The organism is Oceanobacter antarcticus, assembly GCF_044962685.1.
Classification (GTDB): domain Bacteria; phylum Pseudomonadota; class Gammaproteobacteria; order Pseudomonadales; family Oceanobacteraceae; genus Oceanobacter; species Oceanobacter antarcticus.
The window spans coordinates 118,777-130,996 of the sequence record NZ_JBBKTX010000007.1; the positions used below are offsets into that span (position 1 = coordinate 118,777).

The 12,220-nt window shown below is 55.8% G+C and carries 15 protein-coding genes; 8 read left to right on the forward strand and 7 right to left on the reverse strand.

Annotated features, from left to right (window positions below; genetic code table 11):
* Window position 1: 1 nt before the first annotated feature.
* From ccmD to ccmA, 4 genes are read right to left on the reverse strand one after another with little or no spacing between them, the layout of a single operon-like run.
* A complete protein-coding gene (gene ccmD, locus WG929_RS07465; RefSeq protein ID WP_416205538.1) occupies window positions 2–223 on the reverse strand; it encodes a heme exporter protein CcmD in 222 nt (73 codons plus the stop codon).
* Window positions 223–984, reverse strand: coding sequence for a heme ABC transporter permease (locus WG929_RS07470; RefSeq protein WP_416205539.1), 762 nt, complete (start codon window positions 982–984; stop codon window positions 223–225). Before WG929_RS07470 ends, ccmD begins: the two co-directional genes overlap by 1 nt.
* Window positions 985–1,009: 25 nt before the next feature.
* A complete protein-coding gene (gene ccmB, locus WG929_RS07475; RefSeq protein ID WP_416205540.1) occupies window positions 1,010–1,678 on the reverse strand; it encodes a heme exporter protein CcmB in 669 nt (222 codons plus the stop codon).
* The gene (gene ccmA, locus WG929_RS07480) at window positions 1,675–2,358 is read right to left on the reverse strand and encodes a cytochrome c biogenesis heme-transporting ATPase CcmA (protein ID WP_416205541.1); all 684 of its coding nucleotides are present in this window, start codon (window positions 2,356–2,358) and stop codon (window positions 1,675–1,677) included. Before ccmA ends, ccmB begins: the two co-directional genes overlap by 4 nt.
* 401 nt (window positions 2,359–2,759) lie before the next feature.
* On the opposite strand from ccmA, the gene fliK reads away from it, so the two are divergent.
* Both fliK and WG929_RS07490 read left to right on the forward strand, forming a co-directional pair.
* The gene (gene fliK, locus WG929_RS07485) at window positions 2,760–4,460 is read left to right on the forward strand and encodes a flagellar hook-length control protein FliK (protein ID WP_416205542.1); all 1,701 of its coding nucleotides are present in this window, start codon (window positions 2,760–2,762) and stop codon (window positions 4,458–4,460) included.
* Window positions 4,457–4,747 carry an EscU/YscU/HrcU family type III secretion system export apparatus switch protein gene (locus WG929_RS07490; protein ID WP_416205543.1) on the forward strand — a complete coding sequence of 97 codons (291 nt, stop codon included), beginning with the start codon at window positions 4,457–4,459 and terminating at the stop codon, window positions 4,745–4,747. Before fliK ends, WG929_RS07490 begins: the two co-directional genes overlap by 4 nt.
* A 5-nt stretch (window positions 4,748–4,752) precedes the next feature.
* On the opposite strand, the gene WG929_RS07495 is transcribed toward WG929_RS07490, so the two are convergent.
* Window positions 4,753–5,415: a TetR/AcrR family transcriptional regulator gene (locus tag WG929_RS07495; RefSeq protein ID WP_416205544.1), complete on the reverse strand. Its 663-nt coding sequence runs from the start codon at window positions 5,413–5,415 to the stop codon at window positions 4,753–4,755.
* Between the two features lie 364 nt (window positions 5,416–5,779).
* Between WG929_RS07495 and hemN the strand changes: the two genes are divergently transcribed.
* Window positions 5,780–7,174, forward strand: a complete 1,395-nt coding sequence (gene hemN, locus WG929_RS07500; RefSeq protein WP_416205545.1) for an oxygen-independent coproporphyrinogen III oxidase — start codon at window positions 5,780–5,782, stop codon at window positions 7,172–7,174.
* Entirely contained in the window at window positions 7,143–7,706 is a 564-nt protein-coding gene (locus WG929_RS07505; RefSeq protein WP_416205546.1) for a TlpA family protein disulfide reductase, read from the forward strand. The genes hemN and WG929_RS07505 overlap by 32 nt, the downstream gene beginning before the upstream one ends.
* A gap of 19 nt (window positions 7,707–7,725) precedes the next feature.
* On the opposite strand, the gene WG929_RS07510 is transcribed toward WG929_RS07505, so the two are convergent.
* On the reverse strand, window positions 7,726–8,466 hold the full coding sequence (locus WG929_RS07510; RefSeq protein WP_416205547.1) for a hypothetical protein: 741 nt from the start codon (window positions 8,464–8,466) through the stop codon (window positions 7,726–7,728).
* Window positions 8,467–8,530: 64 nt separating this feature from the next.
* Here WG929_RS07510 and WG929_RS07515 point away from each other — a divergent pair, with 64 nt between their 5' ends.
* Entirely contained in the window at window positions 8,531–9,298 is a 768-nt protein-coding gene (locus WG929_RS07515; RefSeq protein WP_416205548.1) for a GNAT family N-acetyltransferase, read from the forward strand.
* Between the two features lie 115 nt (window positions 9,299–9,413).
* Window positions 9,414–9,743 (forward strand): hypothetical protein, encoded by a 330-nt coding sequence (locus WG929_RS07520; protein ID WP_416205549.1) that lies wholly within the window; start codon window positions 9,414–9,416, stop codon window positions 9,741–9,743.
* On the opposite strand, the gene WG929_RS07525 is transcribed toward WG929_RS07520, so the two are convergent.
* A complete protein-coding gene (locus tag WG929_RS07525) occupies window positions 9,724–10,650 on the reverse strand; it encodes a diguanylate cyclase (RefSeq protein ID WP_416205550.1) in 927 nt (308 codons plus the stop codon). The two genes, WG929_RS07520 and WG929_RS07525, sit on opposite strands and share 20 nt — an antisense overlap.
* 209 nt (window positions 10,651–10,859) lie before the next feature.
* On the opposite strand from WG929_RS07525, the gene WG929_RS07530 reads away from it, so the two are divergent.
* Entirely contained in the window at window positions 10,860–11,768 is a 909-nt protein-coding gene (locus WG929_RS07530) for a glucosaminidase domain-containing protein (RefSeq protein WP_416205551.1), read from the forward strand.
* Between the two features lies 1 nt (window position 11,769).
* A complete protein-coding gene (locus WG929_RS07535) occupies window positions 11,770–12,132 on the forward strand; it encodes a hypothetical protein (RefSeq protein ID WP_416205552.1) in 363 nt (120 codons plus the stop codon).
* The last annotated feature ends 88 nt before the right edge of the window (window positions 12,133–12,220 follow it).

Below are 12,220 nucleotides of genomic sequence, written 5' to 3' on the forward strand. Positions count from 1 at the left end.
GTCAGTTTTTCTCCTCGTTAACAACAGTTCGGTCGTGGCTGGCCTGTTGCGCACGACGATCGCGGCGCAACTGCTGCCCTTGTTGCCGAATCAAACGACGGCGCTGCATCATCGGCAGCACCAGATTGGCGATAATCACCAGCGCACTCAGACCATATGACAGCCAGACATACAAGCCATGGCGGCCCATGGCGAGAAACTCGCCGACACTGTGAAATTCCATCAGTGACGCCCCCCCGACATTTCCGGCAACGTCTGTACCCAGCTGCGCTTGCGCTCGTGCCAGAGGATTTCATTACGGGTGCGCAAAATCACCAGCAAGGCAAACAGCACATACGTGGTTAAAATCATGATCAGCAGCGGTATCAGCATATCCGGGTGCATGCTTGGTTTTTCGGTCAACTTCAAGGTCGCCGGTTGATGCAAGGTATTCCACCACTCCACCGAGTATTTGATGATGGGAATGTTCACCAGCCCCACCAGCGCCAGAATCGCGCCAGCCTTGTGACTGGCTTCTTCTGACTCGATCGCCCGCTGCAATGCCATCACCCCGAAGTAGAGGAACAACAGCATTAACATCGAGGTCAAGCGTGCATCCCAGACCCACCAGGTACCCCAGGTCGGCTTACCCCAGATCGCTCCGGTAAACAGTGCAATCAGACAAAAGCTGGCCCCTACCGGAGCCACTGCGCGGGCCACCCAGGCGGCCATTTTCATTTTCCAGATCAGGAACACCGCCCCGGCAAGCGCCATCATGACAAAACCACTCTGGGCCACAAGTGCCGCCGGAACATGAATATAAATGATGCGAAAACTGTTGCCTTGCAGGTAATCCGCTGGCGCATACAGCAAACCGAGTACCAGCCCGACCACACCGCCCACCACTGACAACAAAACCAGCCAGAAGATCCATTTTGATGTCAGTTCATAAAACCATTTGGGCGAACCCAGGCGGTGATACAGCCGTACAATCCACTGCCACATAAAATCCCCGATCAAAAACGTGCGCCTAGCGCGACAAATTCAGTTTCAGTGCTGCAGCCGAAGCAAACGGCGTCAGGCACACAGAAAGCGCCAACATGGCGCCCAGAAAACCGATCTGGCCATTGTATGCCATCCCCAGCCCGGCGTGATAAACCGCACTGGCAGCAAAGATCAAAACTGGCACATACATAGGCAAAATCAATAGGCTCAATAGCAATCCGCCGCTGCGTACCCCGGCGGTCAACGCCGCACCCACAGCCCCCAGCAAACTCAGGATCGGCGTCCCCACTGCCAGGCTCAGCAACATCGCCAGGTAGGCGTCATCAGGCAGCGCCATCATCAATCCCAACACCGGCGCCATCAACGTCAGCGGCAAACCGCTGCAGAGCCAATGCACCAGAGCCTTGGCCAGTGCCAACAGATAAAGCGACTCACCCGACGCCAGCCACTGTTCCAGAGTGCCGTCCTCGACATCCGCCTTGTAGAGCGCATCGAGCGACAGCAAGGTCGCCAGCAAGGCACCCACCCAGATCACACCACCGGCAATACGCGCCAGAAAGTCAGGATCCGGATCCACCGCCAGCGGAAACATCGCCACCACCATTAAAAAAAACATCAAGGGGTTGAGCCACTCACCGGGATTTCGCCCGGCCAGCAGCAAGTCCCGCTTAATGGTCGCGACGACCAGGCTCATGAGAGTCCTCCCGCCAACGCCAGTTCACCCAGATCCAGACGTGTGAGCGACGGTATATTCTGCAAGGCATGATGACTGGTAATAATGACCGCGCCATTGCGGGCAACATGCTGCTGGATCTGTGTTTCAAGCCAGGCAACACCGGCAATATCCAGCGCCGTAAACGGCTCATCCAGAATCCACAACGGTGCCGATACAATCGCCAGACGCGACAAGCCGACGCGGCGCTGCTGCCCTGCCGACAGCTGATTACAAGGCGTCTCTTCATAGCCGCCCAGTTCGACCGCCTCCAGCGCCCGCCAGAGATCATCATCGGTAATCACCGCCGCAGATTCCGCAGACATCCATGGGCTGACCAGCCAGCGCAAATTTTCCAGCGGCGTCAGCCCCCGCTTGATCGCTGCCAGATGGCCAAGATACAGACGTTGACGGGCGTAATCGGAAAAAACGACGGATAGCGGTTGGCCATGCCACTGCAACGCCCCGTCAAAATCGCGATTCAAACCGGCAAGCAACCGCAACAAGGTGGTTTTACCGGCACCATTAGGGCCGGCCAGCTGTAATAAATCGCCATTATTGACGGCCAGGTTCAGACGATCGAACAACACCCGGTCATCGCGCTCACAATACAACTGAGTTGCGCTCAGAGACACGCTGTTATCGCTATAACGATTCGCCATTCAAACCCCGGTAGTTGTGCCAAATCAGTTGCCACTGCCAATAATGGCGGGCGCATTATATACAAAAACCGTACAGACTGTGGCTTGACCGGATGGGTCATTCGATCAATTTGTCTCATTCATCAGACGCACTTCAGATCCTGCCTCAAGCGCCGATAACAGGGTACAGCCAAAAAGGTAGCGAGCGATGACAGGACAAGGCAAAACCGAGTTTATCAATGCGTATTTTGAGTCGATTGTCAGCGCCGTCGTTTCGACGCACAGTCATTAATACACGCAGTCATTGACAGATGCGCCCTCAACCTATGCGGGAGGTAACCGATGATCCGATTCAGGCCGACGTGTTACCCGATTGGCACTGACACTGAGCGCTACCAGCCAAGCCTGGACGGGAGCCTGGCGTGAGGCCGCTGATTACAAGCGATTTACTGCAACGTACCGCGCTGGAGACACCCGCACGGCGCGAGCCGGTGATACAGGCGCGGGTATTAACCAGCACACCCTCTGCCGACACTACCGCCCGACGCTACACCCTGACATTGGCCGTGGCGGATCAACAGCTGACGGTGAACAGCGAACAGGATTTTGCACCGGGAACACGCCTGACCATGGTTCTCAAACCGGGGCCAGCACTGACGGTGATCAAAGCGGATGCCCAACAACACAGCGGCCAGCCGTCCCAGTCCACATCAGTCCCACCGGAACAGGCTATTGCCCGCCTGCTGGCCTCGCGCTTACCCCTGCAACCTCCCGCCTCACAACCGGCACAGCCTACGACGGCCACACTGACCAGCCCTGCGTACCCGATCAGCAATCAAGCCAGCAGCACGATACCCAGCCCGATAACCACAACAACCAATACAAGCACGAATGTCATCGGCGTCCTGATGCAGCTGCTACAAACTCCGTCCTCCGCCCAACCCAAGGGCAACCGCCCTTTGCCCACACCCGTCAGCCCATCTCTGACGACCCCATCAAACACCCCATCAAACAATGGCACCACGACACCCGGTTTGAGTCAGCAGACGCAAGCGTTGTTACAACAATGGCATAACCAGCTGCCACAGGCAGGCGGCCGTGATGCCGCCGCGATCAAAACAGCCATTCAACAATCCGGGGTTTTTCACGAAGCCCAGCTATTAGCCAAACTGAACGCCGCCGTGAGCAGCCCAGGCAACTCAGATAATAGCGGCAGCGGCAAAATGTCAGGTATCGCCGAGCAGCTATGGCAACGCCTGGCGGCATTATCGCCAGCGCGACCACAGATGCCAGCAGCCACGACAACGCCAGAGCAAACAGCCCCCTTACCATTGAGCCAGCCAGCCAAGCAGCCACCACAACCATTACAACAAACGTTGCAGCAGATCAGCCAGAATTACAGCCAGCAAATGGCCGCCGCAGTAGCGCATGTCAGCGACCGTACGCCGAGTCTGACCAACCTCAAGGCCGTACTGGCACAGAGTATTCTGGATCTGGAAGGCAACCACTCGCGCACCATTCCATTAAGCTGGACGCTGGCGTCAGAAACACCCCTCAGCCGACCGCTGAAACAACTGTTGGCCGGTATTGAAACCCGGCAACTCAACATGGCCAGCGAGCCGCGTTCCTTGTTGCAGACCTTGCTGCTGTTAAAGGACGGTGAGGCCTTGCAGCAGGTACGGATTGACGTGCAACGCCAAGACGGTTCTCCCCACAGCGCCGAGCAACGTCCGCCAGAACCACGCAGTAGCGAAGCGGCCAGCACCAATAGCCCACATTCACCACCCACACATAACAGCGACGACCCCAACGCCCAACACCAGCACAGCCCGCCATCAGCGGCGGCACAACGCCAGCCGGTGTGGCAGCTCAAATTACATTTCGAACTGGAACAATTTGGGCCGCTGGATGTGGAGATCCAGCTGGGCTGGCCCAGGCTGGACATCACTTTCTGGTCTTCCCAACAGCACACCCGGCACATGCTAAGCGCCGCCTTGCAGCCATTACGCCAGCGGCTGCAAGCGCTAGGAGCAGAAGTACAACAAATGGAAGTGCGTCACGGCTCACTGCCCGTCGGGCAGCAAAACGTTATTACCCAACGACTGGTGGATTTGCACACATGAGTATTCCGGATTCCCTCAAGCAGGCCAACCAGGCCATTGCACTGAGTTATCAGCCCGAGCAGACAGGCACCCCACGCATCAGTGCCAGTGGCGAGGACGAACTGGCCCAGGCCATTATTGAACTGGCGCTGGCCCATCAGGTGCCGGTCTATGAAAATGCCACGCTCACTCGTTGGCTGGGGCAAATGGCGGTTGGCGATGAAATCCCTGAGCCGCTGTATCAGGTAATTGCTGAAATTCTGGCAGTGGTGTATCAGCTGCAAGGCAAAACGCCGGATGGCAGCTGAAACACTCAGACGAGATCGACCACCCGCTTTTTCACCGCCTCGACCAGCCAGTCGGTATGAGTACGCACCATATCTTCCGGGATCAGCTCCACACCTTCCAGCAACTGTGGCAGCGCCTGATATTGATAACAATCCACCAGACCGTGAATGGCGGTAAGAAAATACAGTGTAATACGCTGACGCTCGACATCACTTTGCTCTGCCAGCCCGCCAATCGCATCCGTCAGCAACATCTGTGCATGGCGTTGCCATTCCTCCAGCAAACGACCCAGCTGCATAGCCGCGAGACCGTCATCCTCATCGGCCAGCCCCGGGCGAATACGGGGTGGCTGAAACATCAGCTGATAATAACCGGCATAATCCCGCGCAAAACAGATCAACTGGCGGGCCAGACGGTGCAGAGAGTCAAGTGAACTGGTGCTGTCCATCAATGCCAGGTTGGTATCGTGAAACAGCATTTCGAAGCCACGACGACGAATGTGCAGCAGCAAGGACTCCTTGCTGGGAAAATAATTATAAATATTGCTGGCGGTCATTCCCAACTCAGCAGCCAGCTTACGCATGGACAGATAATGAAAACCGACATCGGCCATGACGCCAGCAGCGCTATCCATGATGCGCTCACGCTGGCAAGCGATTTCTTCCGGTGAAAACGGCTTCTTGGGCATGACTACTCCTGGTCGTTGCAATGGAAGACGGCAAGCATGTTCAGGGTCTGACGGCCCGATAACTTGACCGCCAAGGTTAACGGGAACCAATACCAAATCAAGTCAAATGAGTGAGTAAAACGTCGCAGTGGCCAGACCAAAGCATAACGGCCTTACTATAGGTTTCTCTTGATGCAGGGCAACTCGACCCGTCATCATTTTATTTAACATTCGCTCAGATAGCAGCATATGGCACATACAAGCGAAAGCGCCATGCCCATACCTGCCAACCCGATCTCAAAAACAGGCAGCAGCAGGATGCATCTGCAATAGCACGCTGCCAGAGCTGCCCGGCAGGCATGGCCCATCACGAGGTAAAATCAGCATGAATCACACTGTTTCCTGGGATCCCTTGCTGATCCAGCGTTATAACCGTCCCGGACCGCGTTACACATCCTACCCGACGGCAGTTGAATTTGTACCGCTCGACAATGACATCCTTGAACGCCAGGCCTATGCCGAACGCAACCCTGAACGGCCACTGTCGTTGTACCTGCACATCCCTTTCTGTCGCCATGTCTGCTACTACTGCGGCTGCAACAAGATTGTGACCAAGGACATAAGTCGCGCCGCCCCTTATTTGCAATATTTGAAAGACGAAATCCGCCGTAAACATGCCCTGCTTGGTGGTAACCAGGGAGGCCGTATTGCTCGAGTCGAACAACTGCACCTTGGGGGTGGTACTCCAACCTTCCTCAGTGACGAACAACTGCAGGATCTGGTTTCTTTCCTGCGCGAGACCTTTGAATTCAGCACTTCGGAAGACGCCGACTACTCCATCGAGATAGATCCGCGTGAATTACGTCCCGGTACACTGACACTGTTACGCCAATTGGGTTTCAACCGCCTCAGTTATGGCGTGCAGGATTTGCAGCCAGAGGTACAGCAAGCTGTCAATCGGCTGCAGCCGGAAGAGATGATTCGGGAAGTGATGGCAAAAGCACGGGTACTGGGTTTTCGTTCCATCAATATTGACTTGATCTACGGCCTGCCCAATCAAACACGGGACAGCTTCGACCAGACGCTGGACACCATGATCGAGCTGAGCCCGGATCGACTGTCGGTGTTTAATTACGCCCACTTGCCAGAGCGCTTCAAGCCACAGCGTCGCATCCATGCCGAAGATCTGCCCTCGGCACAAGAAAAGCTGACGATTCTGGGGCACTGTATCCAGCGCCTGACAGCAGCGGGCTACCAATATATTGGCATGGATCACTTCGCCCGACCGGATGACGAGCTGGCGCTGGCCCAGACTGCAGGCAAATTACATCGTAACTTCCAGGGCTATACCACCCATGGCGATTGTGACCTGCTCGGATTCGGCGTGTCTTCCATCAGCCAGATTGGCGACTACTATCTGCAAAACCAGGTCAGTATGGATGGCTATACCGCAGCGCTGGACAAAACGCAGCTGCCAACCAACAAATACTGCAAGGTAACCCGCGACGACCAGATCAGGCGGCGGGTCATCAGTGAACTGTTGTGTCATCTCCACGTCGACTTCTCTGCTATTGATGCCGAGTTTCAGATCAACAGCCGCGACTACCTGCTGCCATCACTGCGACGCCTTGATCCCATGGTGAACGACGGACTGGTGATCATTACCGGCAGCGGTGTCGCTATCCGTGACAAGGGCCAATTATTAGTGCGTAATGCCTGCATGGCCTTCGACGAGTACATTTACCAGCATGAGCAACAACGTTTCTCCAAAGCCATCTGATTCTGGCTGGCGACAAGGCTACCGGATCAGACCCCGCTGGCAACGCTGGGGGATCGAACTGCTACTGGCCTTCCTCGTGGTAACACTGCTGAGCCAATGGCTCAGCCGCCACCTGCTTGACCGCAATACCCCCCTTCCGGCACTGACCCTCACCCGCCTTGATGGCCTGCCCGTGCGATTCCCCGACGCCACTCAGGCCCCCAAGACCACGCTGGTGTATCTGTTTGCGCCATGGTGCAGTGTCTGCCGGGTCAGCATGCCTGCGCTGAAGTGGCTGGACAGCGACGACATCCGTATCATTGCCATCGCACTGGACTGGCGCAACAAGTCTGAAGTGGCCAATATGGTCCAATCCGTACACTACGCTGGCACCACCCTGCTGGGTGATGCGGAGACTGCCAGACAACTCAATATCCGGGGCTATCCGAGTTACTACGTAATCGATCAACATGGCAACATCCGCTTTGCCGATCAGGGCCTCAGCACCTTGCCCGGCCTCTGGCTACGAACCCGCCTGGCCAACCAGGAATAACCCGACAAACCGGCTCTCCTCAGAATGCACTCCAGCCTGTCGCCGCAAGATGACCACGCCAATAGTGCCAACCATCCTCGTCAAACTGCAGATACACGGTACGAGCGAATGGCTTGTCGAAGGATTCAGCGCTGCGGCGGAACAGTCGCTGTTGTTTGAACAAGGGTAACCTGGCCCAGGGTGACAGAGCCTCGACGTACCACTCCAGATACACCTCGGCGTACCAGGCATCATCCACCCAATAGGCTGGAGACACCGACACCACACGCTTCAGAGCCGGGTGGCCGTACTGTAAACGCTGCCCATCCGGACTGTCGATCCAATCGCTGCCAGGGCCAGATCGATACTGCCACAGCGCAGCAATACGCCGTCGGCCATTGCTTTCGTCGATCATCTGAATGCTTTCCTCGCGGCTGACCAGCCGCTCCTCTGCCAACACCGACAACCAGCGAGCCAACCTGGACTGCTCGGTCTTCGGTATCAGCAACGGCAAGGTAATACCGTCCCAGATCAATAATTCATGGGGAATAGATTGAACTACCAGCGCCTCCGCATCCTCGAAGAGCAGTTCAGGTTGAACCGCCGGAGCGGCCCAGGCTAACACCCGATCGACCCAGACAATGCCAAGCACGGGCAACAGCACCAATAGAACAGGCGCAACCCCCGCGACAAGGCCGCAGCTGAAATATTTTTGTAATGACGGTTCACGAGTGCAGTTCATATCAATACCATAGCGCTTCTTGGGACGAATGTCGGACATGTCACCCAAATGTCATACGCACGCCGTAAATTCGGCCAGATTAATTCAACAGTCAGGTATTACCATGCAGCAAGCCACTGCTCCCCAGAGCGCCGTCAGCAGCGACTCTCCACTCGTGGCCCGGGTGACTCAGGATCCCGTTGAAATTCGCCAGGCACTGGCACTGCGTTACCGGGTGTTTGCCGAGGGAATGGGGGCGCACATCGATAGTGGTGAAGCGGGAATTGACCGCGATCACTTCGATGATATCTGTCTGCATCTGATTGTTAAGGACGTCAACAACGATCGTGTTGTCGGTTACAGCCGTATTCTCACCAACGAACTGGCCATTCAGGCAGGCGGTTTTTATTCCGCTACCGAATTTGACCTCGGCAACATCGTCAAGCCAGGTCACAGCTATATGGAAATCGGCCGCACCTGCGTCGATCCCGATTTCCGCAGCGGAGCCGTAATCGGATTATTGTGGTCTGGTATTGCCCAATTCATGTCAGCCCACAACATTGATTTCCTGATGGGTTGCGCCAGTATTTCCTTAAACGAAGGCTATGCACGAGCAATCGCCATCATTAACTACCTGAGAGAAAAACACTTCTCACCCGCCGATATGCGGGCAGAACCACGCCTGCATATGCCACGTATTGATGTCGATATGGATGGTGCCAGCTTGGTGCCACCACTGTTAAAAGCTTACCTGCGTATTGGCGTCAAGGTGTGTGGCGAACCCTGCCTCGACAAGGACTTTAATGTCGCCGATGCACTGATCCTGCTCAGCCGCGACAACATCAACCAGCGCTACCTGCGCCATTTCACCAAAACCGAAGGTCAGGGTTAACTCGGCGTGATGCTGCTATTGTCGTCGCCATCCTGATACCCATTTCTCTGCTACGCTGAACCCTGACTCCAACATTAACCGGGCGACGTCAACACTGTCGCCGCGAGGATCAGGAATGAACAAGATCAACATCAGTGACGCGCTGATCGCGATTTGGGACCTTATCGAAGGGCTCGAAACGGGATACTGGGAAGCCAGCTCAATGGACGCCAAGGATCAGCTGTTTAATTTGCTGCAGGTGTTGCAACGGGAGTACATCGAGCTGCTCAAACTCAGCGTGCAGGATCACCATTTCGAATACGAAGTGATCAGCCTGCCACCTCAGCAGCTGCATGACCTGATGATCAACCTCCAGCGAGACGTAGCTCGACATTGCCCCCGCAACAGCACTCGGCAGCAACTGGCAACACTGGCCGACAACCTGCTCACTGGACTGACTGGCTGACCAGATCCGCAGCCACATGACGGGCGCGGCCACTACGCTTGGCCCGGTAAAGTGCCTCATCAGCAGCAACAACCGCCGTTATTACCGGATCATCCATCAGCGGCTGAAACCAGGCGCTGCCGATACTGACGGTGAGTAATGGCCCTGCCGGAGACCCGGTATTCAGCAGCTGCAGATCAGCAATCGCCTGCAGCATACGTTGCGCCACAATAGCGACACCTTCCGGCTCAATCGACGGCAGGACGACTGCAAACTCCTCCCCCCCGTAGCGAGCAACCAGATCGTGAGAACGATTGACGGCTTCATCAAGTGCCCCAGCTACCTTGCGCAAGGCGTCGTCGCCCTGAGGATGCCCATATTCATCGTTAAACGCCTTGAAAGCATCAATATCAATCATCATCACCGCCAGACCGCTCTGGTGCCGCTGCGCCCGACGCCACTCTGCCAGTAAAAAATCATCAAAACGCCGTCGATTGGCAATACCGGTCAGGCCGTCGGTGGTGGATAACGCCTCCAGTTGCCGCAGACGCCGACGCTGGCGCGCCAGCACGCCCAGCCGGGCAGCAACCAGAGTCGACTGCAGCGGACGCCCCAGATAGAGAGATGCACCTGCTTCCAGGGTCATCACTTCCTGATCAACATCAGCCGTGCCAATCGCCACCACATCAACGTGGCGATATAGCGGATCCACCGTCCACTGTGCCATGAAGGCAGCAAAATCAAGCGTGGGTAAATCCACGGCCAACAGCAGCAACTGAGGATAAAACTCGGGTTGTTGCAAACAGTCTTCCAGCTGTGCCAGCGACGTCAGATTCATGACCCGACTGGCCGCTGGCAATACGTCGCCAAACAACGCCTGGTCAGCCAGACTGGCATCTGCGACCAAAATAGTCAGAGGCTTATTCATATTCAGAGGAACCATTTGCTGTGAATCAATACTTACAATTTGTCATCATAATGAGACAAACAACACCCACCGCTACAAAAAAATAACAGACTTTTTATCATCGTCGACCAGCGCCGCCTGGAAAGACACCGCCGTCAGCTATTTTTGGGATCAACCCTCAACCTCGTATACACTGCCCACCACAAACTACCGTGACCCAGGAGCAACATATGTCACCGCAAACCACTTTACGGATCATCACCCGCCCCTTCCTGCCACTGAGTCTGTTCACCGCTCTGACGCTCTTATTAGCTGGCTGTGATCAAGCAGCAGACAGCAAGGCTCCAGCAGCCACTGCAGAAGCAACCACTGCAGCCAAACCGGCACCGACCCTGTCTAGTGCTGAAGTAAAACCCAAACCGGTACAAGCAGCCAAGAGCCCGGTGCAGACCAACACCAGTACCACACTGCCCAATTTTGCCAGCTATACCGATGTCAAACAGAAGAAAAAAACTTTCTTCAGCTACATGCTGAATCTGGTCAAGCGCGCCAATGCCAATGTACTCAAGGAACGTACTGCCGTTAAACAATGGGATACCAGCAAAGCCGCAAACAGCACCATCAGTGCTTTAGTTGAAAAATATCGGGTCGAAGACACTCTGTCAGCAACCGAACAGAAAGCCTTGCTGCTCAAACGTGTCCAGGTCATTCCGCCATCCCTGGTACTGGCGCAAGGGGCGAATGAAAGCGCCTGGGGTACCTCCCGCTTTGCCCGCCAAGGTAACAACTTTTTTGGTCAATGGTGCTTTTCCAAAGGCTGCGGCATTGTGCCAAGCCAGCGTAACGACGGGGCTGCCCATGAAGTAGCCAAATTTGATGACCCGCTGGAATCAGTCGAAAGCTATATCCGGAACCTGAACAGCCACCCGACCTACCAGAAATTGCGTGACCTGCGTCACACCGAGATGGCCAAACAGGGCTACCCCACCGGTATTAACCTGGCAGCCGGTCTGGAAGGCTACTCCGAACGGGGCCACGAATACATCAAGGAAATCCGCAGCATGATCCGGTTCAACAAGCTCGACCAGCTCGACCCCGACGTGCTGGCCGGCCTCAAAGCAAAGACACAGGAAGGGTGATGTGAACGCGCCAGACCGTCGTTTCAGCCCACGCCATGATGCCGCCCCATTAAAAGTGGAGCTGTGTCAGCGTAACTGGCTGGGCCAGTGGCAACCACCCCACCATGCCATTGCACTGGAGATCACTCTGGATGGACTGTCCATTCTGTCGCCTCTGAAGATCCGCCGGGGCCAGCAGCTGCTGATCGCCCTCGGCAACCGTCACCACAGTTTGCAACAGCTCACTGCTGACGTGGTTCAGCAAACCCCGCAAGGTCGCGATTTTATCTACACGCTGCACTTCGATCTCGACTCCCTGTCGGACAGTTCACGCCAAAGTGCAGAAGCCGTTCTGCAACGTCTGCTCACCAGCCCCGCTGGCTGAGCAGTCAACCCCGGTTGAAGGCAGAAACAGCCTCCATCCCGGCTTGACCCAGGCAAATCGGTAGGGTTTTATGCTGCCTCGACAAAGA